The following is a 26,024-nucleotide window of genomic DNA, read 5'->3' as shown; positions in this document are numbered from 1 at the left end:
GGTTCGGCATCACTCGCTGTCCATAGAACGCATGAAAGTTGATGAGGAGCAGGTGCACCCGCTGTGGTGGGTGGACCCACCCTCCTACGGGACCAACGCTGGCACGTACGCTGCGATCATGGATGACCCCGTGCTCACCGCCCACGAGCTGGCGCGGGACCGATTCCCCGCCGCCCGAGCGGTCTTCCTCGCCGGCAGCGTGCTGACCGACCGCCGGACGCCCACGTCTGATCTGGACATCGTGGTCCTCTTGGACGGACCGCCCGCGCCTAACCGGGAGAACCTGGTGTACCGCGGCTGGCCGGTGGAGCTGTTCGTGCAAACCGAGGCCGTCTGGCACAGCTTCGCCGACCAGGAGACCGCGAAGCGGAGTTCGCCGCTGCTCGCCATGTGTGCTGACGGCATGCTCCTGGTAGACACGGATGGGCTGGGCGCTTCGCTCCAGGACGAGGCGCGAAAGCGTTGGGCCGCGGGCCCGCCGCCGCTCTCGGACCGTGAGCGGGACTACCAGCGATACGTCCTGACCGACCTGCTCGATGACCTGCGTGGCTGCGCGGACCCTGCAGAGCGGGTGTACTTGGTCTCGCACATGCTGCAGCGCGCCTCGGAGCTGGTCCTGCTGGTCGGCGGGCACTGGCTCGGCGGAGGCAAGTGGTTGTCGCGGCGGCTGGCCGCGGCCGACCCCGGGGTGCACCGAGCGTTGTCCCAAGCTGCCGCGCAGGCGATCGCCGGGGATGCGAAGGTCTTCACCACAGTCGTGTCAGAGGTGCTAGACCTGGCTGGCGGCCCGCTGTGGGACGGGGTTGCCATCCGATGAGCCGGTGGGGCGCGATCACACCGCCACGGGCGGGCATGACCGCGATCAGCCTGCTAAGGCCAGTTGTTCGTGCGGGACATCGCTCCGGAGAAGCGCGATCCTGTCCTGAGCCGCATGCGGGGTACACCTCACGCATCATCTCGCGGTCCGGCACCCGGGGGGGACGTCCGGCACGGACCGCTGGGCAGCCCTTCGAGTGGGACATGCACTCAGCAAGAAGGGGCGGGCCCAGCTGGGCTGGCTCAGCCGGGACGGCAGTCATCTGAATGTCTCCCTCGACGGAGAGATCACGCACAAGTGACAAGGGAAGGGCTGGAACCTCGGCATGGGGCAGGCGGCGGAGGACGCGTTCCATTTCTATGCGGAAGTCCGGGTGGTCAGTTCGCCCAGGCGTCCGGAACTGATGGGCCAGCTGGGGGCCATCCTCGGAATCACCGAGCCCACCAGACCTGACACTCCACCGGCCTATGCGGTGATGCTGGACGACCACGACTTCCTGGTGCAGTTCGAGCGGGAAGAACTGGAACCGACGGGACAGGACCGCGAGCGGGGCGACTACTACTGAGCGTATTCGGGAGGCGGGGCGTGCCTGTGAATTCCTGACGGACGCGTTGAGCCCGCGGTGCCCGGCCGGCCGCGCGCTCCACATTCACTGTGGCAGGCAGGTCTCGGTTGCCCGACGGGAAACGTCCCTTCACGTGGGGGACGGCGTCGGCGAGCGTTCGGCGAGGCCGACCAACGCATGGCAGAATTCCGTGCTCGGTTGAAAGAGACGGCGGCTGGACTGCCCGCACTTGTAGGCGTGCAGGCGGAATCCGGCGCGGTTATCCCCGTCCCGGCCAGCCAGCCGGCCCACCGCCTACGGCGAGGCAACCAAGGCGGCAGACCACCCGCCTTCGACCGCGAGGCATACAAACAACGCAACACCGTCGAGCGGTGCATCAACGGCTAGAAGCAATGGCGCGGCATCGCCACCCGCTACGAGAAGACCGCAACCATCTACCTCACCGGACTCTACACCGCAGGCATCTTCATCTGGTCCGCCCGATGATCCGAAGCAATGGTCTAACTCCCGGCCATGGTCGCCGTGACCACGGTGACCGCGACCATAGCCGCCTGCATGTCGCGGAGGGCAGCACGGACACTCTCGGCCGCCCATTGCCCGGCGGCCACCTCTCCCATCCGCGCGGCGACCTGCTTGCGCGGACCGTCGGGAAAGGCCAGGCGGTGCAGCTTGGCGGAGTGGATCAACGCGATCAACCCCGCAGTCCGTGTGTCCGGCTCGGCACCGCCCAGTACGACGGCGCGGAGCCGTTCCCGCAACTCGGTCTCCACGGCGCCATCGGCCTCGGGATAGCGCCGCATCGGGAAGACGCCGAGTGCCTTGTGCTTCTCCTCCACAACCACTCCGCGCTTGCACAAGCTCTCTAGAGCCGCACCGACAGCCTTGGCCTGATCTCTCGTCAGCCAATCCGTAACCCGTCGCTGCTTGCGACCGCGCAGCCACGTCTCAATCAATACCGTCCGGCTGTCGAGCAGCTGGTCCCCGGTCGGCGTCGTGTCTGTCAGTTCGAGGTGCTTGCCCACAACGGAAACCCGCCCGGCCAGAACCAGTTCGAGCAGGATCCCGCCCGACACCGCCCACCCAGCGGCCTGCCGCTGCTTCGCCGACCCGGACTCATCGTCCAGCGACAGCAGCATGATCTCCTCAGCCAACGTGATCGCCATACGTACTACCCCCGCATACGCCCGTGATCCTCTCTCATGATCAGACGCCCGGAGCCGCTAAGAGGTTCCCCGTTGAATCCGGCTCCTGGTCGTACCCCTCTCACCTCAGGTCTGACCCACTGACTGATCCGAACGAAACGGCCTAGCCCCCGACTTCCGCTACACACAGGACACGTACAGACGAGGCTCTCCGCCGTGCCCCTGCCCACGGAGCCGCCCAAGCTCACCAGGGACCCGAACCGCAGTGGCACGCCAGGCCTGGGCCGTGTCAGCGCTGATCTCCGCGACCACGTCGGGACGACGTGGACCGGGTCGAGGGACTCACGGCTGCCCCAGCGCGCCCACCGTGCAGGGCGGACGCCCCTTGCCAGTCGATCGGGATCAGGACGTCGTCGAGCAGCGGGCGGCGCCGTCGAGCGCCCGCTCTCATTGCTCACTGCCCGCCGTCGGCACCGCCGGTGGACGCGTCCCCAGGCTCCGACGGGGTCTCCGCAATGGTGCTCCCCCCGTCGGTCGGCGAGGGATCCGGGCCCGACGGACGGCGTACATTGATCGTGACCGAGCCGTCCTCCGGCAGTTCCGCACCGGGTGCCGGGGCCTGCCCGACTACTCCTTCGCGTTCGACGTCGGCGGCATCCTGGTACTGAACGACCGCGGTCAGTCCGAACTGGGCGAGCCGCTCTTTCGCCTCAGCCTCAGTCAGATCCCTGACGTCGGGCACCGTCCCGAGCTGCGTTGTCCCGGGCTGCGGCGTTCCGGCGCCCTCGCCCGCCACCTCCAAGGTGACCGTCGAGCCGGCCTGAACCTCCGTGTCGGGCTCGGGGTCGAGGCCCACGACGCTGCCGTGCTCGGCGTCGGAGCCGGGGACGGGCTCGGTCCTCGTCTTCAGGCCCAGCCGCCCCAGCTCGGTGCGCGCATCGGCCTCCGTACGGCCGCGCAGGTCGGGTACGGCGACTGGCCGACCAGAGGCGATCCGCTCGTCGTCCTCGACGCCGTCGGCGCCGGGCTGGCGCTCGATGTCCTTGCCCGCCTCCTCCACGTCGGCGAGGACCACCACGGACTGCTTCCGGGGACTCTCCTCGACCTTCACGGCCCGCTTCTTCTCGTACTTCCACTTCTTGCCCTTGAAGTCGAGTTCCAAGTCGCCGAGGCCCGTCTGCGTGGAGGCGAGGGGGTTGCCGCAGTTGCACTTGACGACGGGCAGGCCGAGCAGGTCGATGAGGACTGCGGTTCCGGCTTCGAGGACGGCGTCGTAGGCGTGGGCTTCTCCCTTCTTGAAGCCGTGGTTGCGGACGAGGGTGTCGTTGCCGAGGAGGACCGGGGTGAGCTTCTTGAGATACGCCCCGATCTCGTCGACGCCGTCGATGTCGAGGACCTCGGCCCATGCCCGGGCCTTCTCGCGGTTCTCGGGCTTCTTGAGGAAGGAGATGAGAGCGCGCACGTCGCAGCTGGACTTGCGCAGAGTGCCGCCGTACAGGCCGGCTCTGTCGCCCTTGTAGACACCGCCCTTGGCCAGAGTGGGGGCGATGCTCCTGCCGAAGCCGAGGCCACCGGTGAAGAAGGCGTCCGCCGTGGCGTAGGCGACCGATTCCGCGGCGACCTTGACGACCTTCCTGGCCGTGCAGGCCATCGCCGTCGCTCCCAGGAAGAGCGACAGCACCAGACAGACCGCGAGAATCCGCCGATTGCATGCCGAAGTGGTCCCACGCGCCATGACGTCCCCCCGTGATCCGCGTTACGGAGCATCGATGGTCCTGGAGGCGCACCCGCCGCCGCCATCCGCGTACCGGCGCACTCGACAGCGTTCGGTTGCGCACGGGGCGCGCAGCGCCCGCTCCTGGGACGTCGTCTCGTCCCAATACCGCGACGCGGGCGGCGACCTCGCCCCCTCTCGGCGCCGACCGTAGCTGCAGGGCCTGATCGAAGTCCCTGGGTGTCCGGGTGTCCAGGGCGTCGGCGATGCCCAGGACCGGGGGTGTTCGGCCGGTGTTTCTGGATCGGGGTCTGGCACGTCCCGGTGCCCGCGCTGTCGGACCGGATCCGGATCGCAGGGCGCCGGAACTGCGGTACGAGACGTACGGGACGTCAATCCGCGGCGGCCCGGTTCAGCACTACAGGTGATCTTGCCCGTTACGGGTGCGGACACGGGCGCTGTCGAGGGGAGATGACATCCGTGGCCCGTCTCCGGGCCGTCCGCCCCAGCCGAAGGTGTGCACTCGCCCATGTCTCTGACCGCCCCCTCGCCCTCCACCACGAGCAGTCCGCTGCTCTCGCAGAGCCCCGTCGACATCCGCCCGCAGGCCACCGACAGTTCGGTCCTTCCTCCTCTGCGATTCCACCACCCGGCGACACTCGCGATGCGGCTGCGCTTCGAGCGTGCGCGGCAGCAGCGCCCCGAGGAAGAGCGGACAGAGCGCGAAAGGGGCGAGGAGAGCACGGTCAAGGCCGAGCCGCTGCCCGGACAGGAATGTCGGCTGAGCATCGGCGGCGACTCATACCGGCTGGTCGACGTGCACTGGCACACCCCGTCCGAGCACACCGTCAGCGGAGTGACCTTCCCGATGGAGCAGCACCTCAAATACGTGCGGTCCACGGAAGGCAGCGGGTCCGCCGCCAGGGACGGCGACTACGCGGTGATCGGCGTCTTCGTCCACCCCGGCGAGTCCAACGACTCGCTGGACCGGCTGCTCTCCTCGGCGCGCCGGGACGAGGACCCCTGGGACGTCCCGGCAGTGGAGCTCGACGCGTTGCTGCCGGCCTGCACCGAGTCCTACCGCTACCTCGGCTCCACCACCGTCTGCCCCTACACGCCGGGAGTCCGCTGGAACGTGCTGACCCATCCCGTCCAGGCGTCGGCCGCCGCGCTGGACCACTACCGCACGCTCTTCCCCAGAGGCAACGCGCGCGCGGTACAACCACTCGGCGACCGGCGTATCGCGAGCGACCGCCACCGTTGGTGGTAGCAGCAGCCGACGGGACGCCCGCGCCCCAGACGCCCGCCCTTCATGCTCCCGGGCCCGCCCCGCTGCCCGTTGCCGACGACCAGATCGCCGACTACGGCAAGGGCTACCCGTCCGACACGAAGACGGTTGTGGCCTTCTCCAACGTGATCCGCAATGTGCCCTCCACACTGGAGTCGCTCAAGTCGCCAAAGCTGAGATCGAGCCCGGAGTCAAAGCGTTCATCGAGATCGCGCAGCATCCGAAGTCGAACACCACCCCGGCACAGGCCGACGGCGGCGCGTACCAGGTGACGCTCCAGGACTTCGCCTACCAGTACGAGAGGGGGCTCGGTGAGAGATCTCAAGGCCGGTCTGGCGACGACCGCGCAGCAGATCGACACGGACGTCGACGATCAGGTGGACCTTCCGGTCGAACTGCCCGACTGTCCGGGCGACGAAGCGGCACATAACCTTCGCGTCGAACGAATCGGTGAAGACCATGAAGTGCATCCGGCCGCGGGTGCTGATCGCGGACATCGGGTTCACGGAGAACCGGTTCCCGGTGCGGCGGACGATAGGAGTCGCGCCCTTGGCACCCCGGGTGCGGCCCGTGACATGGTCCGCGCGGGCCCGGCTGGGGAAGAACCCGTCCCGGCCACAGACCTGGATCAAGAAGACCGACGAGGACGGCCGCCTGCTCCTGCTATGTCCACCGCTACACAGTGACGCTCCCAGGCAGAGAGCCGCAGCGGGACCGCCGACCGCGAGGCGCTCGCCTCCCCAACGCGGACAACATCACAACAGGTGTCCTCTGTTCTCGATCCCTCTGCTCTCAAGGGAAGCAGCACCGTGGCCCGGGACAACGTTCCCGTGCCCGTCCAGCCGCCCGGCCCCGCGCCTGTCCCGCAGCAGCCCGCTGTCGGTGCCGGTCTGACCGCCGCGATAGCCCAAGACACCGCCCACGCTCGTCGCGCGGTCCATCACGGCCCGGCTGGTGGACACGTTCCTCACCCATCCGCCGGACCGGCTCAGACCCCTGTGGCACGCGCTACCGCGGCCCTGGGAGTAGCCACCGCAGCCGGGCAGGGCCGTCCTGCCCGGCTGCGGTCGCTCGGACGTCAGGCGGCGCTGAGCTCGTGGGCAGGGCCGCCGCGCCACTCCACGAACACCGCCCCGCGTCAGGGCTCGATCCCAAAACCAACTGCCACCAGCACCACCTGACATGCCATCACTGACACCGAACCGGCATATCGCACTGGTGGCCGGTGTGGTCAGCCGATGAGTTCGGCGAGGATCCACTCGGCGAGGCTCTCGGTCACCAGGCTGTGCTCGGAGTTGGCGGTGTCGCAGTGGAACGCGTCCAGCTCGCTACGGCCGGCGGGGAGGTCGTTCAGGTTGGTGGTGAGGTCGACGTCCCAGGTGACGGGGTCGTACTTGAGGGCGACGGCGCTGACCGAGGGTACGAAGCAGCCGGAGCGGTGGCGGTCGTCGATCGTGGCGCCGAGTGCGTCGGCAAGCATGCCGTAGGAGGCGAGGGTGCCGCCGGGCGCGCCGTCGAGCGGGGGGATCTCACTGGTACGGCTCGTACGGTAGCCGAGGAACAGGGCCGACATCCGTACGACTTCCTGGAGCTGGCCGAAGGCCGGCTGGGTGCGCAGTACCGCGCGGGCGATTCCCGGGGATGTCCAGTCGAAGACCAGCTCGTCGGGCAGCAGCGGGCCCGCGGTGCCGTCGCCGGTGCCGTTGGCGACGCCGATCCTGCGCAGGCCCGGCTTGGACGGGAACCATCCGACGTCCTTCAGGTCCTGGAGGAACCGGCCGCGCTTGTCGCTCCAGGTCGCGACGGCGCCGGAGTCCTTGGCGTTCGGCACCCAGGCCCACAGGAGCTGCTGGGCGGCGGCGCTCCTGATCAGCTCGGCCTGCTTCGGCTTGCCGGAGGGGTCCGGGACGGACTCGAAGAAGTACGCCAGCTGCTGCAGAGCGACAGGGATCCAGGCGCCGTTGTGCGGGGAGTCGTAGGAAAGGTAGATGCGGCTCTTGTGGTCCTCCCCCTCGTTCTCCATCCAGGCCAGCGCGTATCGGGTGATGAGTCCGCCCATGCTGACGCCGCCCACGATCAGGGGGGCGCCGCCTTCCTGCCGGTCGGCGATGGCCTTGCGGATGGCGCTGACCGCGACGGCGGCGTTGGCCTGGATGTGGGTGTGGCGCTCCTTGAAGCCCAGCAGGATGACGTCCACGCCCGCTGCGAGCAGCTGGCTGAGCAGCCGCTTGCCGTCGGCGTTGTAGGGCGAGTCGAGGTGGGCGTAGAGATCACCGAGGTCGCTCTCGCCGTAGTTGAACCCGTCCGCGAAGATCATCGGATTGACCAGGCCCTCGTGGGGCGTGCCGTCGGGGGCGAGGCCGTAGTAGACGGCGGCGGTGCCGGTGGCCGTCTCCCCCGCGTAGTCCCACGCGCCGGTGAGCTCCCACACCTTATTCGGCTTGTTCACCCTGCGGGCCGTGTCCGCCCGCAGCGCGGGCGTGAACAGCACTCCCTGCCTGAGTGGTTCCGGCCTGCTGCCCTGCGACTCCTCGGCGCCGTCCGCGTCCGTCCACGGATCGGTGCTGACGTCGACCCTCGGCTCGCTGCTGCGCATAGCCATGTACTGCCGCCTTACCTTGTCTGTCGGATGAGTAACCGCAGGGACCGCCTGTCGGCCGGGGGGCTCCGCGACGCGGTGGCGGTTCCGGCTGCCCGGGTGCGCCCGCGCCTGCGTCGGCCTCGGTGTCGCATCACCGATGGCTCGCGCGGTCCTGCCAACAGGGAAGGTATGTGCACTGATCAGGTCCGGGCCGCAGCAACACCTGGGGCGCGCACCGCGCCAAGGGGCATTGACAGATCGGGCCCTGCGCCCCCCGTGCGCCTCCTGGGCCGTCGGCGTTAGCCCCGAACGGCTCCGCGACGTCGAGGCCACGGGTCGGGGCCCGGCCCGGTCAGCCGCCCGCAGCAGCAGCCTCTCTGGGCCAGTTCAGCGACCGTGAGCAATCTCAGCGACGCTCGCTCACATCCGAGCTGAAGGAGGTCCTGCTGGACGACCTGGCCTTCGCGTGGGGCGCCGGCCACCGCCGGTGAATCCCAGGAGGAACAGAGAAGCCCCGGGCGCGAGCCCGGGGCTTTCTGCTGTGCTGCCGCTCGATCAGGTGCTCACGGTGCAGGGCTCGGGTCTCCAGCGGTGGCCATACCGCCGCGGTGTTGGTGCCTGGAAGCATGTGGAGCGACTGACCTCGATCAGCTCGCGCCTGGTCATGCTGGTGCTGTCGTTACGCAGCGCGCTGGTGAGGGGGTGAAGCCGGTGGTGGGAGCGGAGTGAAGGCCGATGGTCGGCTGGCCCTGGTCGGGACGAGTTCTGGAGCTTTTGCGAGTGGCGCCCATGGCGGGCCAGGATCGGGCCGGCGGCCGGATGGTCCGACGCTCCCGGGGCCGGTGGCCCCGGTGACGCCTGCCACTTCGTACGGTGCGCAGCAAGCAGCCGCTCCGGCGCCCGCCGGCCCTGTCCGGGACATGTCCCGGACAGAGTTCCAGGCGGGGCGGCCCGCGGACCTGGAGCTCACCGACATGCTCTGGCGGCAACCCGGGGACGAGGGCGCGGCCGGGCTCGCGCCGGGCGGCGGCGCGGCCGTACCGCAACGGCTGCCGGCCGGCGGAAGACTCAGCCGTAGGCCTTTCCTCGTTCGATGCCGTCGATGAGCTTGGTGCGGCGCGGGTCCGGGTCGATGATCGCAGCGGTGCCGTCGAAGTGGACGCATGCGTGGTGTACGCGTTGCTGTGTGCCGGAGCTGCGGCTGCCGCGGATGCCCTGGGCGGCGCCGAGGGGCTGGGAGTGGAGGGTGAGGCTCCCCCCAGGCCCTTCAGCGCGAACAGTCCGCGATCTACGGGCGGGCCGACGGCCCCGAGGCCACCGCCGCCGCGGAGTTCGAGTCGTTCCGCGAAGTGTTGGAGCCTGGGCGACGTGCTGGTCTGGTCTTCGTCTCAGCGTCGCCTCCCCGGAGCGGGGACCAGCGAGGCGGCCACCGGCCTCCCCGCTGCGGCCGTCCGGGGAGGCTGCCCGCGGCTGGTGCTACGGGTTGGCCCTCCAGGCCCAGGGCCTGATGTGGACGTCGTTCAGCAGGATCTTGAACACTTCCCTCTCCATGATCACGCCGCCGATGTCCTCCGGGACCTCCTTGTGGTTGATCGTCACGGAGGGAGTGCCCGGCCCGTCCCCCACGGACCCGTCGACCGCCTGGTAGGCGTCCTGGGAGGCGGTGACGAACGACCGGTACTTCATGGTCGTGACGGCGGAGTCGAAGGTCTTGCTCCGCAGTCCGCTCACCTTGTCGGCGAGTCTCAGCAGGGAGGCCGTGGTGAAGCCTCCATTGAGCTCGACCTCCTCCTGGTTCTCGAACAGCACTGCGTGGTACTCGGCGAACTTGCCCGCGTCCAGCGCGGCGCGCAGGGCGTTGACCGCCCGCTTGGAGCCGTCGCCGCCGAGGCTCTCGTCCCTGAACGACGCGAAGACGTACTCCTTCCTCACCTTGCGGGCAAGGGCCATCTCCTGTGCTGCGCCGGCGCCGGTTCGCTCGTATTCCTCGACGACCGGGCAGCGCGGATCTTCATAGACTCGTACCTTCGTCTCGGCGCGCGGATCCCCCACCACGATCGTCGTGCCGTCCGGATCCAGAGCCTCCGGCAGTTCCGCAACCCCCGCGTACGGGGCCGGGGTCGCAGGTGTGGCGGCCGCCGGAGCCTGAGGCCCACAGCCAGCCAGCATCACCCCCACAGTCGCCAACGCCGCCACTGCACAAGGTCTTCGAACGCTCTTCGCCTGCATGATCCCCTCCCTGAAAAACCCGACTCTAGGCTCCTCCGCGTGCGATCTACACATGATTTCGAGGGAGGTGTCTTGAAGTGGGTTGTGTCCGGCGGGGTGTTCGGCTGCTCGCGCCATGCCGGCGGGTTGGAGCCGCGCATGCAGGTGTGTGAGATCCGCTCGTGGAGTGCGATGTGTGGGGGCGGACGATGCGGCGATGCCCTCTGTCGCCGACTGCGTGGGAACTGGAGATCTTGTCCTGTTCCCGGTGCTGTGCCGCCACCAACGTCGGCGGCGAGTGGTTCGAGATCTCGCGGCCGCCGTACCTGCCAGTGGAGATGCGTTGGGAGAGGGCCGTCGCAGACAGTCCCACCGAACGACGCGACGTTTCCGGTATTGCCCGGCGCAGACTGCCTGATGCGACCGCCCCGTCGTCAGTGCGACTGGCTCATCGTCTGCTGGCCTGGTCGCCCGATGCGGGTTGCGGACGCCAACGCGCTCGCACCACGCCGTCGTCGTCAGGCATGACAGCGGTGTACAGAGGCATGTCCTCGCCCTCATAGCCGGAGATGAGTACGGCAGCAGAGGCCGACGATATCCGGGAGGCCAGTTCCGGGAACGCATCCTCGTCGCAGATGGCGCTGTGGATACGGCCATCCTTGTCCTGCCAGACACCCTCAACGAGACCGTCTGCGGGGAGGGAGGCAAGAACTGCGTCAATGTCAGAGGACAGAGGGGGCCGCACAGCCAGACGGGCACGGGGAGCAATGCCGGCCCGAACCGCAGCGATGGTGTCGTGGGTGAGGCAGTGCCAGCGTGTCGCACCTTCGACGAACGTCTCTTCCAAGACCCCGGCACGACCGGAGGCAACCGCCGAGCCCAGACCGTCCCAGAAGTCGTCGTCTCCCGGCCGCGGAGGGTCGGCCCCGTCAGCGTCCGAGTCGAAGTCGTACGGGGAAGACGTCACGCGCTCAGGAAACAGGCCAATCGCACGGGTCTCGTCGAGCGCCTCCTCGCAGGGGCGGTTGCTGCCGATGTAGAGGTACTGGTCCCAGCCCACATTGACCGCGAACACACCCTCGGCTTCGAGTCGGCACCATGCCCCGTTGCCGCGCAGCATGCCCCTGACCAGTTCAAGACCGGTGCGGAGCGACACCTGGGCCCCGTCATGGAAGCCGGGCGGAAGACTGGGGCCAGCTGCGGCGCTGGGAGCGGGTGGGAAGAGTCCGTCCAGCCCGTAGCCGTCCACCGGAGGTTCGACGCCGAAGTGCGCGACGGAAGGGACCCCCGGTTCACGGATGACCAGGTGATCGACGCCAGTTTCCGTGGCGAACGCCGCGACCGACTGAAGATACGCCGCCTCGACCTCACCGTGGTCGCTGTCGGTGTCCTCTGGGCCGGTGTAGTGGCCGTGCTCGTTGCGGTCGGCGGGGTCGTACTTCGTGACGCGGTAGACGTAGGCCAGCATGGCCTCATCCTCCCGCACAGACCTCTTCCCACGTCGAGGGAATTCGCGTCGTCAGCTGGGAGGCGTGGTCAGATAGTCGGCCCAGCTGTCGTCGGCGGACCTCGCCCACCGGGCGGCGGTGCCGGGGGGATGCCGAACAGATCGGCGATCACCATGGGCGGCAGGTCTGCCAGCGCCTCCATCATGGCTGTGCTCCGTGCCGCGCGGGCCGGTCCTCGATCGGACTGCCGAAGCCGTGCGCGAAGGCTGGCCCGCCCTCTATCCGTTGCTCAGCGGCGAACCCCACCTGGGATCGTGTGTGGTCCTTCTCGTCAGGTGGGCCATCAGGTGCTGTGCCGTCTCGGTCGCGGTGTCAAGCGGTGCTCCGGCATCAGTCAGGGCAGCGCTGATCCGTGTCAGCGCCGCCGACGTCATGTCCAGGTCGTTGAAGAGCGGGAGGACCAGGAGGAGGCGTGCGGCCGTGTCCCAGACCCCTTCGGTCGCGCACGATGGGGTGTCGGCGATACGTACCACTTCCTGCCACGTCAGCCCGCTCCCCGACAGGTGCCCTTCCCAGTTGGCGATCTGCTGGGCGTAGCTCCGGCCTGGGTGGGTGAGCAGGTAGTCGATGCCGTAGTCGCCGACCAGGTTGCGGTAGATCACTACGACTCCGGGACCGTCGGCGGCGGGCACGCGGAAGACAGGCCAGCGCTCGGGGTCGAAGAGTGTCTCGGACAAGGCATCGGCGTCAGCGCCGTCGTCACCGAACCACTCCGGAAGTGGACGCTCAGCACACGTCCCGCCAGCACACATCGCCATGAGGTAGTTCGACCAGAAGCCCGGGCGCCCCAGCAGCGGCTCCCCGGCTACCAGCGGGCCGTCGTCGTATCCCTGAATCAGCACGCCGTAAGAGTGCCACCAGCCACTGACACAGCCCGATGCGGGCAGGTCCAGTCGAGCGTGACCCCAGCCGACGACCGTCCTCCGATCGGAGCCAGGTCAGTATCACCAACGTCATCAGAGCTCATACCCCCAGCAGGGCCGCTTCGTAGGCGGACGGCTCTATCGCGCTGCCCCCTGCCCGGCCTGACGCCCTGTCGGCACGTCCCTTGTTGGTTTCGTCGGCCGCCCGCCGTCAAAGGCTTGGCTCTCGCCAGGCGTGCGTCGACACACCCGATGGCAAAGAAGTCGCAAAGTGGCGGGATTTCGCCAGCCGTCGCCCGTCGGCATGAGCGCGGCGTCCGCGCGGGCAAGCTGCGGCCGCAGCGGGGGCGCCATGCCCTGTGACGCCCCCTCAGGCGGCTTGCACGTATGTCTGTTCACGTCGCAGAAAAACGCCGGAAGCCGCCTTGAAATCCAGCCGTCACACCCCTGGCGACAACTTCGTATATCGCATACTGTTGCGCCCAATCGTTTCCGGCCACCAAGCAGCCGCCCTGCCCCATCGCATGGCGAAGGAGAGACGCCGTGCCGCTCGCTCCCGGGCATGCCCAACGCCCCGGTCCCCAGCGACGCACACAGTCGCAGACTCCGCCCCCCGCCACCGCGATCCCCCACTAGGAGAGATGACCATGCCGTCCCACAAGCCAATGCCCCGTAGGGCCGTACTCCGCGGAGCCGCCGTAGCGGGTGCCGGAGCAGCAGTGTGGCCCCTGCTCGAACAGACCAACGCCATCGGCGGGCAGGAGATCACCTCCGGCTCCTACACCATCCGCTTCGACCAGGACCGCAAGCAGACCATCTGGGGCCTGGGGTTCGAGATCCAGTCCGACTCCATCCGCTCCGGCAACAACGGCATGGACGACAAGCTGGTGAGCGGCGTTCCGTACGACCTCACCGAATCCGAGCGGCAACGCTTCTACGACCAGATGCTCAGGGCCGGCACCGGCGACCGCGGGTTCCGTTACTGCCGGCTGGCCATGGGGCTGTACCACCGGGGCCTGGACAAGGACAAGAAGCGCATGGTCGACCGGTACAAGGGCCAGACCGCGCTGCTGGCCGACATGCTTGCGAAGTCCCGGATCGAGGGCGTCTCGGTCGAGTACTGGTCACCCGCCCCCGGCTGGAAGAGCAACAAGAAGTACATCGATGGAGGACTCGCCTCCTTCGAACCCGACTTCCTGGACGCCCTCGGCGACGCCATGGTGGACGACCTGGACTTCCTCGCCGGCAAGGGCGTGCCGATCTCCATGTGGGGGCTCCAGAACGAGCCCACGAAAACCAAGACGGGGTACTCCTCCTGCAAGTACTCGGCCGCTCAGTACCGTAAGGCCTTCAAGGCGATCGCGCCCAAGATCAAGAAGAAGTACCCGAAAGCACTCATCATCGCGGAGAGCGACCACGGCTGGACCGAGGACATCGGCAAAGCGCTCAAGGCAGACCCCGAAGCACTCGGCCACGTGGACGCCTGGGCGTTCCACAAGATAGGCCATGACAGCACGAAGCAGCTGACGGGCGACTACACCTCCGGCGCAGCCGGGAAGCCCGTGTTCAACAATGAGTTCGAGTACCTGCACTGGGACAAGGAAAAGATCGGGCCCTGGCATACGATCAACACGGCGCAGTCGATCATGAACTGGATGACCTTCCAGAACGCGCCCACCTGGTTCTGGCTGCATGCCCTCAAGCCCGTCACCAACGGCGAGGCAGAAGGCTACGCGCTTGGCTACTGGGGGCCCAACGGCGGCGGCAAGCCCATCAACGGCGCGCCGCGCCTTGAGACGGGCCACTGGGACTTCAACCCACTGCACTGGAACGCTGTGGCCGGATTCCTGAAGTACATGCCCTGGGACTCCGTCCGCTACCACGTCGACGAACCCAAGCACTCCGGGAAGAAGCCGTACACCGAGCACCGGATCATGGCCTGGCGCACACCCAAGAACAAGCCCGCCTTCGTCGTGACCAACCGCGCCAGCAAGCCGTTCACCTACACCGTGGACACCCAGAGCAAGGGCGACTTCCAGGGCCACCGTTACGGGCCGTCCACGAACAACGAGAGCATCGGAACCAAGAAGGGGCCGAAGCTGACGGTGACCGTTCCGCCGATGTCCATCGAGTTCTGGGCATCAGGCTCCTGACGCCGGGGGGACTGGAGGAGCCGCAACCAGTCCCTGCGTGACACGAGGGATGCACCGTGGTCGGACGGTGTGCCCCCCCGAGCCGGGCCCCGGGGCAGTCATGGCTGATCCCCGGGGCCCGTGAGAGCGAGCGGCGCTCACCCCGTGTCGCTGTGGGGTGAGCGCCGCTCTCGTTCGTGTTGCTCTGGCGGCGGACACCGGCGTGCGTGCACCCGCACAGATGGGACTCGAGCCGGACCGGATCCCGCCCCCGCCGCAGCCGGTTGAGACCGGCGCGCCGGAGGCTGTGCCGCGGCGACGGAGAGGATGGCAGCGCCTCCCCGGACGGCAGCGCACATCTGGTGCGACGGGCCGAGGAAGCAGTACGAGGCTCCGGCAGCAGCGACCCTCACTGGGCGTTGGGCGATCAGGCTCAATCAGGGCTGATCGTTCCTTCATCCCAGCTAGAGAAGTTGCTGTCGGCGCATACACCCCTGTAGTGAGCGGCAGCCGTCGCGCCGCGCTCGGCCCGGACGACGCGGCGAGCGCCGCCGGGTTGGCCATGGGCTAGCAGTCGGTGTCGCAGTCGCTGTCCTCGGTGTTCACCAGACTGGGAACCGAACGGGTGGGTCTACGACGGGCTTTCGGGATGTCAGCCGACCGGGCGACCCGAACGGCCTCGGTACGGCTGTCACGCGGCGTCGACCCGCGCGCTGTGCCACGCTCTCCTTGGACTGGTCGGTTCGAAGGAGTGGGTCCCGTGCATCGTCGTACCGCCGCCCGACGGCTCGAGCGCCTGGTCGCCCTGGTCGTCTGCGGACTCGCCCTGGCGATGAGCCTCGCCGCCGCTCCGGCCGGGGCCGCGGCGGGCGGGCCTGTTCTCGACCAGGACTTCCCCGACCCCGACCTCCTGGCGGTGAACGGCACGTACCACGCCTACGCCACCAACGCGTACGGCAGGAACATCCAGCACGCCACCTCCCGCGACCTCGTCGACTGGACCGTCGACGAGGCCGACGTCCTCCCGGTCCTCGGCGCCTGGGCGTCGGTCGAGCCCCGGGGGAAGGTGTGGGCGCCGGAGGTCTTCGACAACGGCGACGGCTACACCCTGCAGTACACCGCCCGCGACCGGGCGAGCGGAAAGCAGTGCATCGGAGCCGCCCTGTCGTCCTCCCCGGACGGCCCGTTCAGGCCGGTCGGCGACGGGCCCCTGGTCTGCCCGGTCGCCCAGGACGGCGCGATCGACGCCGGAAGCTACACCGAGGACGGCAGGCGCTACGTCCTCTGGAAGAACGACGCCAACTGCTGCTCCAAGGGCGAGACATGGCTCCACCTCCAGCAGACCACCCCGGACGGCGCCCGCACGACCGGCGAGCCCGTCCGGCTCGTCAAGCAGGACCGCGACTGGGAGGGCGAACTCGTCGAGGCGCCCACCCTCGTCAAGCGCGCGGGCCACTATGTGCTGTTCTACTCCGCCGACGCGTACGTGGACGAGCGCTACAAGACCAGCTACGCGGTGGCCGACCGGCTTACCGGCCCGTACACCAAGGCCGCGGCGCCTCTGATGACGACCGCCTCCTTCTCCGGCACGGTCGTCGGCCCCGGCGGCCAGGACGTGGTGACCGGGCCCGACGGCCGAGACCGCATCGTCTTCCACGGATGGCGCGGCGACGGCGCCCGGCACCGCGCCATGTACGTCGCGGACCTCGGTTTCGCGAACGGCCTCCCGGTGGTGCGCGGCAGCAAGGTGCTGTACCAGGCGGAGAACGCGCGCGTGCACAACGCACTCGTCCGCGACGCCGTCGGCGCCGGCGACGGCCGCGCGGTCGGCCACATCGACCACCCCGACAGCTACGTCGAGTTCGCCGTCTTCGCCGCCTCGGCCGGCGCGCACACCCTGTCCGTACGGTTCGGCAACGGCTCCCTCGACGGCGCGGGGAGCCCCGCCGCCGCCTCGCACCGGCTCTCGGTCAACGGCCGCGACGCGGGCGTCGTCGCCTACCCGCACACCGGCTGGGACCGCTGGGACACGGTGCAGGCGGCCCTGACCCTTCGGGACGGCTGGAACACCGTCCGGCTCGCCAAGGGCGAGCTGTACACCGAGCTGGACAGCATCGACGTCGCCTGATCCGACGGGCCGCTGTACGCGGCCCGTCAGCCCCACTTCTGCCGGTCCGTGCGGTCGCAGCGCAGCGCGCGCAGCCCCGCGAGGCTGCTGTCGTCCAGACACACGTCCGTGTGCGCGCTCCTGACTTCGGCCGACGCGTCGGACCAGATGGTCAGCGACCACTTCTGGGACGCGGAGGATCCGCACGGAAGGGCCCGCAGCCCCCGCTCGCCGTGGTCCAGACAGGCGCCGGTGGCGTGGTTCCTCAACCGGTGCGTGCCGTCGGGCAGGCGCCGGACCGTCCACCGCTGGTAGCTCATCCCGTTGCAGGCGTAGCTGCGCAGCTGTTTGTCGAGGCTGTGGTCCAGACAGGCGCCGGTCGCCCGGCTGACGAAGATCCGCTCCGTCTCTGAGGACCCCAGCCCGCTGCCCGAGGGGGACTCGGCGCCCGCCGTCCGGGTCTGCGGCCCCTGCCCGACGAGGGCTTGGTCCGCCGGCAGCAGCACCGCGGTCAACAGCGCCCCGACGACCGCGCCGAGCACGGCCCCGGCCGCGGCGCACGCCCGCCGCGTCCGCAGCAAGGAGGCGGCGATACGACGCCATGGCTCGAGCCTGCGGCCGGACGTCGCCGGGCCGGTGCGCGCCTCGGCCCGCTCCTGTTCAGCGGCTTCCCGTGGCGGCTCGGCCTGCTCCGGGTCCGAAGGCTCCCGTGGCGGCTCGGCCCGTCCCCGGTCCACGGCCTCCCGTAGCGGCTGGCTCCGGTCGGCGGCCTCCCACAGCGTGCGGTACTCCGTCGGGTCGGCGCCCAGCGCCCGGCAGAGGTCCCGGACCGTGGCCCAGGGCGGGACGGTGCTCCCACGGAAGTAGCGCGACAGGGAGGAGTCGCTGATCCGTACCCGTGTCTCCAGATCCCGCAGGGTGCAGCCGGAGCCCTGCTGGAGCGCCCGCAACGCGCTGCCCAGTCGGCGGGCGGCATCGGTGTCGGGCGCCTTGTCTGCGGCCATGTCGGCGTCGTCCATTCCTGGCGGCTGATGCTCCAGCCGGCTTGTCCCTCGTCCCGGGACGAGCACGTCCCAGCAGGTCAGAACCTTAGGGATCCCGACATCGGTGAAGCAACCGGGACAAGCTTGCGAAGGCTGACGCACCGCCACAAACTCGGAACCGCCAGCTCACCGGAGCCCGGCAGCCGCCCCTTCAGGCGCTGTCTGCGCACCCCTGCGCACCGGACCGATCGCCTCACGAGCCGGCGCACCAGCCCCATCTCCGCACCGCCCGCGGACCCCGGACAGGTCGACGCCGACCGGCTCGGGCCGCCGTCGCCGCGGGGCGGGCGCCCCAGACCACCGCCCGGGATCCGCCGTGCCTGACGGCCCGTGAAGTGACGGGTGCGCCTCGACCCATCCACGTACCGAAGGAGAACCATGCGTTCCACACTGCGGGCCCTCGCCCTGGGAGCCCTGCTCCTCAGCGGCGCCGCCGCACAGGCGGCGCCGGCCCAAGCCGCCGTAATGCGTCCGCCCGGCAGCGGCGAGGCGTGTTCGTACGCGGTCAGCGCCGACGGGATGAGCGGCACGGGCGTCTGCAAGAACATCGGCGACCACACCATCGAGTTCAAGATCGTCGTCGTCTGCGGGTGGTACCCCGACCAGCACAGCCATTGGATGACCCTCGCGCCCGGTCAGAGCGACGGGGCCACCAGAACCTGTGGCGGCGAAGGCGTCGGAGGCATCGCGGTCGACGTCCGGGACCTCTGAGCACGGTCCGCGCCGCACCCCGATCCGCACAAGCAGCAAGACAGGCAGCAAGAGACAGAGGAGACATGCGCAGAGAACTGAGGGCGCTCGCCCTGGGGGCCGTGCTGCCGTTCGCCACGGCCATGCAGCTGGCGCAGGCCGAAGCCCCCACGGTGCGTCCGCCCGGCAGCGGCGAGGGGTGCACCTTCACAGTCAGCGCCGACGGCTCCAGCGCTCGCTGCTCGGCCCTGGGCGTCAGAGTCGGCATCGGCATCGGCGTCGACGGAGTCTCCGCGGACATCCGCGACCTCTGAGCGCCCCACGGAACAGGCGGGGTCGGCCCTGACCGACACGACCGACCCCGCCTGTCCCCCTCCATCCCCGCGCGCCGCGCCGCGCCGCCCCGAACGGCCCGGCCCGGCGCGCGGCCCCTCCCCACAACAACTCACACCTCTGGAGGACACATGAACACGAACAAGCCGATGCGCCGACTCGCCCTGGCCGGGGCCGTGCTGACGCAGACCCTGCTGCTGTCACTGGCCGCACCCGCCGCGGCAGGAGCCGCGACACCCGCCGCGACCACGACGGCCGCGGTCGCGAGCGTCGAGGAGGGCTCGGCCGCGGCCGGCAGCCGGGTCACCGTCAAGGCCGGCTGGGAGCTGGCCCGGATCCGGGCGTACGCACGCGGCGACTCCGAGATCGTCGGCGAGATCAAGCCCGGCGAGTCGTGGCCCTGCTCGACGGCCGGGTGCGGAACGGTCAGGGGCGGCCACATCACCGCCTGCGACAGCGCCGGCGACCAGTGGTACGCCATCCACTACTACGGCTACGTCAGGTACGTCTCCGCCACCTGCGGAACGTCCATCTGATGCGGTGACCCGCCCGGCGGGCCGGCCGCCGGCCGGCCCGCACAGCACCCAGGGACCCCGTGGTTCACGCCACGGGGTTTCCTGCCGCGGCCGGGCACTCACGAGGTGATGCCGTCGTCATGGACGGGACACGCCGCGGGAACCCGGGCGCCTGCGGATGACGTCCCGTACGGCTCCCACCGCTGGTGGCAGAAGGCGACGAGCTCGGCGACGGGTGCGTGGGGGGGCGCGGATGGTGGTGACCCATTCCGCCGGGACCGGAGACAGGCCCCGGCGGGGGCCGGACGGGCTCGCCCGCCTGCTCCTCGGCTCGGTGAGTCAGCAGTGCGCCCTGCACGCCACGTGTCCGGTGGTCATCGTCCGTCCTGACAGCAAGGCGGGCCAGAGCTAGGCGACAACCGCGGCCGGCGAGAGGTGGAACGGCTCTGGCACATGGGCTCGACGCCCTTGGCTCAATCCGTCGCGGGCCCTGATGGACGCGCATGGCGGCGGATCCAGTCGTCGTAGGCCTCGAGGGCTGTCGGCAAGGTGGGGAACAGCAGATCCTCGCCGATTGAGTCGGTGAGCCCGTACGCGTCCAGATCGTCGCGCAGGTCCTGTTTGACGCGGGCGAGCGCGAACACGATGCCACGCTCGTGGAGTCGACGACGGAGTTCCTCGACGGAGTCGAGCGCGGTGATGTCGACTTCGACATTCGCCTCGGTATTGAGGACGAACCAGGAGACCGCCCCCTTGTGCTCGTCCACGGCGGCCAGCGCGCGGCGCTGGAAGTCTTGGGCGTTGGCGAAGAACAGGGGGGCGTCGTAGCGGTAGACGACGATGCCGGGGATCGTGTGGGCCCGCGGATAGTCGTCGACGTCGTGCATGCCGGGCAGACCCTCGACGAGCCCCAGGATCGCGTCATGCGGACGGGCCACTCTGGCCAGCATCTCGGCCACGGACAGTCCGACGGCGAGCAGGATGCCGTAGAGGATGTCGAAGGCGAGCACGCCGGCGAGTGCGGCGACGGCCAGCAGGAGTTCGCTTCGGCGGAACTTCGCGAGCCGAAGGAACGCACGGACGTCGATGAGACGCAGGGCAGCGTAGACGACGATCGCCGCCAGTACCGCCACCGGGAAACGCGCGAGGACCGGGCTGAGGAAGAGGAGGACCGCGAGCAGCCCGACCAGGGCCGTCAGCGAGTAGACCTGGGTTCGGCCGCCCGCCGCGTCGGCGAGGGCGGTGCGGCTCGCGCTGCTGCTGACCGGGAAGCCGCGCAGGACGCCGGCGCCGATGTTCGAGACGCCGAGGGCCAGGAGCTCCTGATTGGTGTCGATCCTCTCGCCCCTGCGCGAGGCGAACGCCCGCGCGGTGAGAATGACGTCCGTATAGCCCACGAGCAGGACGCCGACGGCGGGCAGCGCGAGGTCGGAGACGTCGGCGAGACTGGGGAGTTCGGGAGTGGGGAGTCCCGCGGGAATGTCCCCGATCACCCGGATCCCGAACCGCTCCAGCTCGAAGACGCTGACAGCGATGGTCGCGAGCACGACGACGAGCAATGAGGCCGGGACGCTCGGAGCCCGCCACTGCAGTAGCAGAAGGACTCCCAGAGCCACGGCGGACAGCGTGAGGGTGGCCGCATGCGCCTGCGGCAGCCCGGTGACGAAGGAGCCCAGCTGCTGCGCGAACGAGGTCCCGCTGACAGGGACTCCCGTCAGCTTGGGCAGCTGGTCGACGATCATGATGAGGCCCACGCCGGCCATGTAGCCGACAAGAATCGGCCGGGACAGCAGATCGGCGACAAAGCCCAGGCGTGCCAAGTACGCGGCCAGGCAGAGCAGTCCGACAGCGACGGCGAGAGCGGAGGCCAGCGTGGCGTACCTTCCGGGGTCGCCCGCAGCCAGAGGGCCGACCACGACCGCCGTCATCAGTGCCGTGGTCGACTCCGGTCCCACCGACAGCTGTCGCGAGGAGCCCAGCAGCGCGTAGATCGCCAGACAGGGCAGGGCCGCCCACAGCCCGCTGATCGGCGGCAGACCGGCCAGCGACGCGTACGCCATGACCTGCGGAATCAGATAGGCCGCGACGGTCACCCCGGCGATCAGATCGCCTCGGAGCAAGGCGCGCCGGTAGCCGGTCAGAACAGTCAGCCCCGGCGTCAGCCGACGCAGCAAGGGGGCAGTGCGGTGCGACGTGTCCATAGGCGCCTTCCTACGAGGGCCGGAGACATCTCAAGCCGTCGTCGTCCTCGCGCAAGTCAACCGGACGGGTGAGCGGGAGGGCACGCGCACATGGGGTCAGTCGGCCCCAGGAAGGGATTCACTGGCCCAATCGGAGCAGCACGCCGAGGGACGACGGATCCGCTCCTCGACTGCTCCGGCAGCCTGACGTCTCTTTGATCTTCCCAGTCAGCAGGCCGCCCCGCATACTTCCGTCATGAACACGCTCGGTTTGCGGCTGCTGCTCGCGGCCCTGTTCGTGGGGGCGACGCTGAGCGGCTGCTCCCTCGTATCCCCGTTCACGACATGCGAGGGGACCGAGGCCGCCGTGGCCAGGCTCAATGAGCTCAAAGCGCTGGAACTGCGCCCGGAGGGGGCCAAGCCCCTGGACGGCGAGGGGGCCGCGGCCTACTGCACCGACGACAGTGGGGACGCCTGGCTGACCGCCGAGCGGTGGTACTCGTACGACGGGAGTCGTACGGATGTGCTGGAGTACTACGGTCGGGAAGCGCCGGCGGCGGGATGGCGCCCCATGCAGAGCCTCGACACGGGGCCGGACGGCCGGATGTCCGTCTTCTGCTTCGAATCCGGCGAGCATCCCAGCGTCACGCTCGCCTTTGAGTCTCCGGAGTATCTCCGCGAGTTCTACGGAGTGGAGCCGGGCCCGTATCCCGCCGGGCCCGGCTCCCGGATCTGGTTCTCGTTGTCCGCCGAGGCCGCGTCCGACGGTTCTCGGATGAGCTGCTTCTAGAGGCAGACGACTTCAAGCATTCCTGAACGAGGAGCGGTCACCCGAGCTCTCCGGGGATTTACAGGAGCGCGATCGAGCTCGCCCGGTCGTTCATCGTGTCTCCTACGTACGAGGTCGACTGCTGGTACTCCTGGTGGGTGCCGCCTGTGCCGGGCGAGTCCCACAGCTCCAGCCAGCAGGACAGCGTGACGAGTGAGCTGACAGCGTTGTCCATGCTTCCGGTGATGTCGAACTGGTAGTCCCGGCCGTTTCCGCTCCGGCATCCGCTGCCGCTGTAGGTCACCGAGGTGCCCCCGTAGTTGGAGTCCTTGTAGACGATGCCGAGCTGGTCCTGCGCCCCGTTGGAGGAGGCTGTGAGCCGCTCGGCCAGCTTCTGGTCGATGTCCTTGGCGGACAGCGGGGCGTTGGTGATACGGCCGTGGGTGGAGGCGGTGATGGCCGCACGGAAGGTCGTGAAGCACTGTTTGCTGCCCGAGTCGACGTTGACGACGCAGTTGTCCGCGGGCTCGGCGGCGTTCGCGGTGGTGTTGGCCATACCTGCTGCCAGCAGGGCTGTGACGGCTGCGACGGCGACGCGGGTCACTCGTAACGGCACGGATTACTCCTGTCTCGCGGATGGTTGTGCGAACGAGGGGAATGCTCTCGCCCCATTCCCGATAGGCGCCAGAGGCATATTCGGCCACGACCCCCGCGAATAGGGCATAGCGGCGGCTTCGAGACAGCAGCATGGACCGATGTCACCGGCCGATACGGCACCGGGGCTGACCCCTCTGCCACCGAATGGACCCGGGATATCTGGCACGCCGTCATGATGAAGCGCGGTGAGTCCATAGGGACGATCTCCACAGTGGCCGCGCCGCCGGCACCGGGTCTTGCGGTGAGTCTTCTGCCTCCCTGGCGAACAGGGGGGATAGTCATGACGTGGGGATCGACGTGCCGCGCCTCACGCCCTTGTGCTCGCCCGCCGCGTCGCCGATCGCACTGACCTCCCGTCCTTGGAGGAGAGCATCATGACCGTTTCCTACACCTTCGACGTCTTCTCCAGCCTCGACGGCTTCGGCGCCGCCGGCGGCGACTGGACCGGCTACTGGGGCAAGCAGGGCCCCGAGCTCCTCGACCACCGCCTCGCCCTGTACGGCGAGGAGCAGCGGATGGTCCTCGGGGCCAACACGTATCGGGCGTTCGCGCGGATGCTGGCCTCGAGCACCGAGGAGTCCGAGGTGCGCGACCCATGGGTCACACGGATGAGGAGTCTGCCGGCCACGGTGGTGTCGACCACACTGGAAGGACCCCTCGACTGGCCGGATGCGAGCATCGTGAGCGGCGATGCCGTCGACGTCGTGGCTCGGCTCAAGGAGGAGTCCGAGGTGCCGTTGCGCTCGCACGGCAGCCTGTCGATGAACCGGGCGCTGATGGCCGCCGGTCTGGTCGACCGCGTCCAGGTGACGCTCTTCCCTGTGATCACCGGTCAGACCGGGTTGGACCCGATCTTCCAGGGTGCGGCAGACTTCGACCTCGAGCTGATCGAGTGCCGGACGCTCGACGGCCACATCCAAGAGCTCGTCTACCGGCCCACCCTGCACAGAGGGTTGGATGCCTGAATCACACCGGCCACGCTGGAGCGTGATCGGACAACCGGTCCCCGGCGAGCCACAACGCCCAGTTGTGCGCGCCTAGGGTGAACCAGTGGACACCAAGGCATTGCGATCGTTCGTCCGGGCGGCCGAGCTCGGACAGTTGCAGCATGCGGCCGATGAGCTGGGCGTGACGCAGCAGGCAGTCTCCAAGCGGATCGCCGCCTTGGAGCGCGAGCTGGAAGTCCGTCTGTTCACACGTACCGCTCGAGGAGTTGAGCTGACGCTCGACGGTCAGGCGTTCCTCCCCCACGCGCGGAGCATCGTCGCGAGTGTCGAGCGCGCCGTCACCGCGGTCAGGCCGGGCTTCCGGGCGCTTCGGATCGACGTTCTCGGCCGGCGAAGCGCGCAGGCGGTTGTTCTGCACGACTATTGGCGGTCGCATCCCGAGACCAGCCTGGACGTAGTGACCCTCCGGGTCGACGACCCACGCGTGGCGGTCGCCGCGGTCGCAGCGGGCGATGTCGACGCCTCGTTCCGTACCGTCACCGTCCCGGACACACTGCCGCCCGACGTGCAGATGATGCACGCGTTCGACTCTCCGCTGGAACTCCTCGTCGGCCCGAGACATCCGCTCGCCTCCGCGCGGAGACTGACGCCACCGCAGCTGCGAGGGCACCGGATATGGGTGCCGGGCATCGCGCCCCGAAGCGAATGGGCAGAGTTCTACGATCAGCTCGCCACCGAATTCGACCTGCGCATCGACGCGGCAGGCCCGCACTTCGGAGACGACGTACTCCTGGACACCCTCGCGGACTCCGCGGACGTGGCCACGCTCGTCGGGGCGCGCGACCGGTACACCTGGCCGACGAACCACGACCTACGCCGCATCCCGGTCGTGAATCCGGCACTCGTATACCCCATCTCGCTCATCCTCCCCAGAACGAATCCACATCCAGGACTCCGTGGAGTCGTCACCCATCTACGGAGCCTGCCAAGGCCTCCCGAGACGGTCTGGCTCCCGTCCTGGGCGACGGCGCGACGGCGCGGCGACATCGCGCTTGCTCGCGGGACCCAAACCGACAAGGGTGACTCGGCCGGCTGCTGATTGCAGCCTCCACCAGCTCCCGTTCGCCGACGGGCGCGATGCCGGTGTGGGGGTGGATCCTCAGCTTCATAGGCGTGGAAGTCGGTTCTCCCTGGTCCGCCCGTCAGGGCCGCAGGCCCGCTCGTCTGAGGGCGATCGCGGACAAGTCGGAGACGACTTGCGGGTCGCCGCGGCGCCAGGCGTCCGCAAGGCCGCCCGGCGGGGCGGGGATCGCCGAGAGGTCGCCCAGCCGCCCGGTGAGGGCGCGCAGCGCGAGCAGATCGGCGCCTCCGGGCGCGTCGAGAAGACGTCGGAGGGAGGCGCTGCGACGGATCCAGCGCACGCGCAGGGGGAGCCACAGCAGCAGAACGAAGGCCACAGGGACGACGATCAGGGCGAGTGCGGCCAGGGTGGCGACCTGGCTGACGACGTCCTGCATCGACTGCCCGGCGTCGGCGAGCCCGGTGCCGGCGTCGGCCGCGGACTGGAACGGCTTCTTCAGGACGTCGCCGACGAGCGGCACCCTCGATGCTGTGTCGCCGGCGTCGTCGAGGGCGGTGGCGAGGCCTTCGCCGGAGCTCTCCACCTTGCGTCCCGGCTCGGCCAGCAGCATGATCGCGCCGTGGACGGCCAGGGCGAACCACACCGCGGCGGCGATGAGGACTACGGCGATCAGGTCCGCGAGGATCTGGCGGCTCCGCCGTGCTGGCGTCTGGGCGTAGAGAAGCATCGGCTGCTCCTGTTCCGGTCATGACGTCGAGGAGGGCCGGCCCCAGCCAGAGGCGCGGCACTGGCGGCAAGGCTCGGCCGACTGCTCGACCGTACGCCGGACTCGGCCCATCCACCGGCGTCCATGCGCACACGTCCGCGACACATTGCCGCGTTGG

Annotated in this window: 23 protein-coding genes and 4 pseudogenes; 15 read left to right on the top strand and 12 right to left on the bottom strand. The window is 69.3% G+C overall.

Annotation, left to right across the window (positions count from 1 at the left end; all coding sequences use genetic code 11):
• The first annotated feature begins 118 nt into the window (after window positions 1-118).
• The 4 genes and pseudogenes from AB0M39_RS08145 to AB0M39_RS08130 form a co-directional block, all read left to right on the top strand.
• Entirely contained in the window at window positions 119-817 is a 699-nt protein-coding gene (locus AB0M39_RS08145; protein WP_365361426.1) for a nucleotidyltransferase domain-containing protein, read from the top strand.
• A gap of 196 nt (window positions 818-1,013) precedes the next feature.
• Window positions 1,014-1,118, top strand: coding sequence for a polymorphic toxin type 17 domain-containing protein (locus tag AB0M39_RS08140; protein ID WP_365361423.1), 105 nt, complete (start codon window positions 1,014-1,016; stop codon window positions 1,116-1,118).
• A 24-nt stretch (window positions 1,119-1,142) separates the two neighbouring features.
• Window positions 1,143-1,382, top strand: a complete 240-nt coding sequence (locus AB0M39_RS08135; RefSeq protein WP_365361421.1) for a hypothetical protein — start codon at window positions 1,143-1,145, stop codon at window positions 1,380-1,382.
• 300 nt (window positions 1,383-1,682) lie between these two features.
• Window positions 1,683-1,832, top strand: a pseudogene (locus AB0M39_RS08130) (IS5/IS1182 family transposase); the annotation flags it as partial.
• A 50-nt stretch (window positions 1,833-1,882) separates the two neighbouring features.
• Here the strand turns inward: AB0M39_RS08130 and AB0M39_RS08125 are convergent.
• Together AB0M39_RS08125 and AB0M39_RS08120 are read right to left on the bottom strand one after the other, a co-directional pair.
• A complete protein-coding gene (locus AB0M39_RS08125) occupies window positions 1,883-2,545 on the bottom strand; it encodes a GPP34 family phosphoprotein (protein WP_365361419.1) in 663 nt (220 codons plus the stop codon).
• A 433-nt stretch (window positions 2,546-2,978) separates the two neighbouring features.
• Complete coding sequence (locus tag AB0M39_RS08120; RefSeq protein ID WP_365361417.1) at window positions 2,979-4,259, bottom strand: DUF6777 domain-containing protein; 1,281 nt, start codon at window positions 4,257-4,259, stop codon at window positions 2,979-2,981.
• Between the two features lie 508 nt (window positions 4,260-4,767).
• Between AB0M39_RS08120 and AB0M39_RS08115 the strand changes: the two genes are divergently transcribed.
• Together AB0M39_RS08115 and AB0M39_RS08110 are read left to right on the top strand one after the other, a co-directional pair.
• The gene (locus AB0M39_RS08115) at window positions 4,768-5,508 is read left to right on the top strand and encodes a carbonic anhydrase family protein (protein WP_365361415.1); all 741 of its coding nucleotides are present in this window, start codon (window positions 4,768-4,770) and stop codon (window positions 5,506-5,508) included.
• Window positions 5,509-5,558: 50 nt separating this feature from the next.
• Window positions 5,559-5,894, top strand: a pseudogene (locus AB0M39_RS08110) (ABC transporter substrate-binding protein); the annotation flags it as partial.
• Here AB0M39_RS08110 and AB0M39_RS08105 read toward each other — a convergent pair.
• The 6 genes and pseudogenes from AB0M39_RS08105 to AB0M39_RS08080 all read right to left on the bottom strand — a co-directional run.
• Window positions 5,892-6,113, bottom strand: a pseudogene (locus AB0M39_RS08105) (transposase); the annotation flags it as partial. The pseudogenes AB0M39_RS08110 and AB0M39_RS08105 overlap by 3 nt on opposite strands.
• Window positions 6,114-6,757: 644 nt before the next feature.
• The gene (locus AB0M39_RS08100) at window positions 6,758-8,128 is read right to left on the bottom strand and encodes a hypothetical protein (RefSeq protein ID WP_365361413.1); all 1,371 of its coding nucleotides are present in this window, start codon (window positions 8,126-8,128) and stop codon (window positions 6,758-6,760) included.
• A gap of 1,047 nt (window positions 8,129-9,175) precedes the next feature.
• Entirely contained in the window at window positions 9,176-9,319 is a 144-nt protein-coding gene (locus AB0M39_RS08095) for a type I-E CRISPR-associated protein Cas6/Cse3/CasE (protein WP_365361510.1), read from the bottom strand.
• 264 nt (window positions 9,320-9,583) lie between these two features.
• Window positions 9,584-10,336, bottom strand: coding sequence for a thioredoxin domain-containing protein (locus tag AB0M39_RS08090; protein WP_365361411.1), 753 nt, complete (start codon window positions 10,334-10,336; stop codon window positions 9,584-9,586).
• A gap of 427 nt (window positions 10,337-10,763) precedes the next feature.
• Entirely contained in the window at window positions 10,764-11,783 is a 1,020-nt protein-coding gene (locus AB0M39_RS08085; protein ID WP_365361409.1) for an RNA-binding protein, read from the bottom strand.
• 258 nt (window positions 11,784-12,041) lie between these two features.
• The gene (locus AB0M39_RS08080) at window positions 12,042-12,665 is read right to left on the bottom strand and encodes a hypothetical protein (RefSeq protein WP_365361407.1); all 624 of its coding nucleotides are present in this window, start codon (window positions 12,663-12,665) and stop codon (window positions 12,042-12,044) included.
• A gap of 740 nt (window positions 12,666-13,405) precedes the next feature.
• Here AB0M39_RS08080 and AB0M39_RS08075 point away from each other — a divergent pair.
• Together AB0M39_RS08075 and AB0M39_RS08070 are read left to right on the top strand one after the other, a co-directional pair.
• On the top strand, window positions 13,406-14,839 hold the full coding sequence (locus AB0M39_RS08075; RefSeq protein ID WP_365361405.1) for a hypothetical protein: 1,434 nt from the start codon (window positions 13,406-13,408) through the stop codon (window positions 14,837-14,839).
• 739 nt (window positions 14,840-15,578) lie between these two features.
• Window positions 15,579-16,946, top strand: coding sequence for a family 43 glycosylhydrolase (locus tag AB0M39_RS08070; protein ID WP_365361403.1), 1,368 nt, complete (start codon window positions 15,579-15,581; stop codon window positions 16,944-16,946).
• Window positions 16,947-16,972: 26 nt separating this feature from the next.
• Here the strand turns inward: AB0M39_RS08070 and AB0M39_RS08065 are convergent, their stop codons facing one another.
• Window positions 16,973-17,929, bottom strand: a complete 957-nt coding sequence (locus tag AB0M39_RS08065; protein ID WP_365361401.1) for a helix-turn-helix domain-containing protein — start codon at window positions 17,927-17,929, stop codon at window positions 16,973-16,975.
• A 417-nt stretch (window positions 17,930-18,346) separates the two neighbouring features.
• Between AB0M39_RS08065 and AB0M39_RS08060 the strand changes: the two genes are divergently transcribed.
• From AB0M39_RS08060 to AB0M39_RS08045, 4 genes and pseudogenes are all read left to right on the top strand, one after another.
• A complete protein-coding gene (locus AB0M39_RS08060) occupies window positions 18,347-18,679 on the top strand; it encodes a hypothetical protein (RefSeq protein WP_365361399.1) in 333 nt (110 codons plus the stop codon).
• Between the two features lie 65 nt (window positions 18,680-18,744).
• The gene (locus tag AB0M39_RS08055) at window positions 18,745-18,972 is read left to right on the top strand and encodes a hypothetical protein (RefSeq protein ID WP_365361397.1); all 228 of its coding nucleotides are present in this window, start codon (window positions 18,745-18,747) and stop codon (window positions 18,970-18,972) included.
• Between the two features lie 150 nt (window positions 18,973-19,122).
• Window positions 19,123-19,527: a hypothetical protein gene (locus tag AB0M39_RS08050; RefSeq protein WP_365361395.1), complete on the top strand. Its 405-nt coding sequence runs from the start codon at window positions 19,123-19,125 to the stop codon at window positions 19,525-19,527.
• Between the two features lie 274 nt (window positions 19,528-19,801).
• Window positions 19,802-19,918, top strand: a pseudogene (locus tag AB0M39_RS08045) (universal stress protein); the annotation flags it as partial.
• Between the two features lie 61 nt (window positions 19,919-19,979).
• Here the strand turns inward: AB0M39_RS08045 and sulP are convergent.
• Window positions 19,980-21,707: a sulfate permease gene (gene sulP / locus AB0M39_RS08040; protein WP_365361393.1), complete on the bottom strand. Its 1,728-nt coding sequence runs from the start codon at window positions 21,705-21,707 to the stop codon at window positions 19,980-19,982.
• Between the two features lie 235 nt (window positions 21,708-21,942).
• On the opposite strand from sulP, the gene AB0M39_RS08035 reads away from it, so the two are divergent.
• Window positions 21,943-22,476, top strand: coding sequence for a hypothetical protein (locus AB0M39_RS08035; RefSeq protein ID WP_365361391.1), 534 nt, complete (start codon window positions 21,943-21,945; stop codon window positions 22,474-22,476).
• A 58-nt stretch (window positions 22,477-22,534) separates the two neighbouring features.
• On the opposite strand, the gene AB0M39_RS08030 is transcribed toward AB0M39_RS08035, so the two are convergent.
• Window positions 22,535-23,071 carry a hypothetical protein gene (locus tag AB0M39_RS08030; RefSeq protein WP_365361389.1) on the bottom strand — a complete coding sequence of 179 codons (537 nt, stop codon included), beginning with the start codon at window positions 23,069-23,071 and terminating at the stop codon, window positions 22,535-22,537.
• 415 nt (window positions 23,072-23,486) lie between these two features.
• Here AB0M39_RS08030 and AB0M39_RS08025 point away from each other — a divergent pair, with 415 nt between their 5' ends.
• Complete coding sequence (locus AB0M39_RS08025) at window positions 23,487-24,077, top strand: dihydrofolate reductase family protein (RefSeq protein ID WP_365361387.1); 591 nt, start codon at window positions 23,487-23,489, stop codon at window positions 24,075-24,077.
• Window positions 24,078-24,162: 85 nt separating this feature from the next.
• A complete protein-coding gene (locus AB0M39_RS08020) occupies window positions 24,163-25,158 on the top strand; it encodes a LysR family transcriptional regulator (protein WP_365361385.1) in 996 nt (331 codons plus the stop codon).
• 103 nt (window positions 25,159-25,261) lie between these two features.
• Here AB0M39_RS08020 and AB0M39_RS08015 read toward each other — a convergent pair whose 3' ends face one another.
• Window positions 25,262-25,867 (bottom strand): hypothetical protein, encoded by a 606-nt coding sequence (locus tag AB0M39_RS08015; protein ID WP_365361383.1) that lies wholly within the window; start codon window positions 25,865-25,867, stop codon window positions 25,262-25,264.
• Window positions 25,868-26,024 lie beyond the last annotated feature (157 nt).

Source organism: Streptomyces sp. NPDC051907 (genome assembly GCF_040681075.1).
Classification (GTDB): Bacteria; Actinomycetota; Actinomycetes; order Streptomycetales; family Streptomycetaceae; genus Streptomyces.
This window is presented reverse-complemented; position numbering and strand designations above follow the sequence as displayed.

Excerpts from the sequence above, each read along its gene's own strand:
- AB0M39_RS08135 (WP_365361421.1), top strand. The coding sequence starts at position 1,143 with ATGGGGCAGGCGGCGGAGGACGCGTTCCATTTCTATGCGGAAGTCCGG.
- AB0M39_RS08055 (WP_365361397.1), top strand. The coding sequence starts at position 18,745 with ATGCGCAGAGAACTGAGGGCGCTCGCCCTGGGGGCCGTGCTGCCGTTC.
- AB0M39_RS08065 (WP_365361401.1), bottom strand. The coding sequence starts at position 17,929 with ATGGCCGCAGACAAGGCGCCCGACACCGATGCCGCCCGCCGACTGGGC.
- AB0M39_RS08060 (WP_365361399.1), top strand. The coding sequence starts at position 18,347 with ATGCGTTCCACACTGCGGGCCCTCGCCCTGGGAGCCCTGCTCCTCAGC.
- AB0M39_RS08050 (WP_365361395.1), top strand. The coding sequence starts at position 19,123 with ATGAACACGAACAAGCCGATGCGCCGACTCGCCCTGGCCGGGGCCGTG.
- AB0M39_RS08035 (WP_365361391.1), top strand. The coding sequence starts at position 21,943 with ATGAACACGCTCGGTTTGCGGCTGCTGCTCGCGGCCCTGTTCGTGGGG.
- AB0M39_RS08090 (WP_365361411.1), bottom strand. The coding sequence starts at position 10,336 with ATGCAGGCGAAGAGCGTTCGAAGACCTTGTGCAGTGGCGGCGTTGGCG.
- AB0M39_RS08025 (WP_365361387.1), top strand. The coding sequence starts at position 23,487 with ATGACCGTTTCCTACACCTTCGACGTCTTCTCCAGCCTCGACGGCTTC.
- AB0M39_RS08085 (WP_365361409.1), bottom strand. The coding sequence starts at position 11,783 with ATGCTGGCCTACGTCTACCGCGTCACGAAGTACGACCCCGCCGACCGC.
- AB0M39_RS08015 (WP_365361383.1), bottom strand. The coding sequence starts at position 25,867 with ATGCTTCTCTACGCCCAGACGCCAGCACGGCGGAGCCGCCAGATCCTC.
- AB0M39_RS08120 (WP_365361417.1), bottom strand. The coding sequence starts at position 4,259 with ATGGCGCGTGGGACCACTTCGGCATGCAATCGGCGGATTCTCGCGGTC.
- AB0M39_RS08125 (WP_365361419.1), bottom strand. The coding sequence starts at position 2,545 with ATGGCGATCACGTTGGCTGAGGAGATCATGCTGCTGTCGCTGGACGAT.
- AB0M39_RS08100 (WP_365361413.1), bottom strand. The coding sequence starts at position 8,128 with ATGGCTATGCGCAGCAGCGAGCCGAGGGTCGACGTCAGCACCGATCCG.
- sulP (WP_365361393.1), bottom strand. The coding sequence starts at position 21,707 with ATGGACACGTCGCACCGCACTGCCCCCTTGCTGCGTCGGCTGACGCCG.
- AB0M39_RS08115 (WP_365361415.1), top strand. The coding sequence starts at position 4,768 with ATGTCTCTGACCGCCCCCTCGCCCTCCACCACGAGCAGTCCGCTGCTC.
- AB0M39_RS08145 (WP_365361426.1), top strand. The coding sequence starts at position 119 with ATGGATGACCCCGTGCTCACCGCCCACGAGCTGGCGCGGGACCGATTC.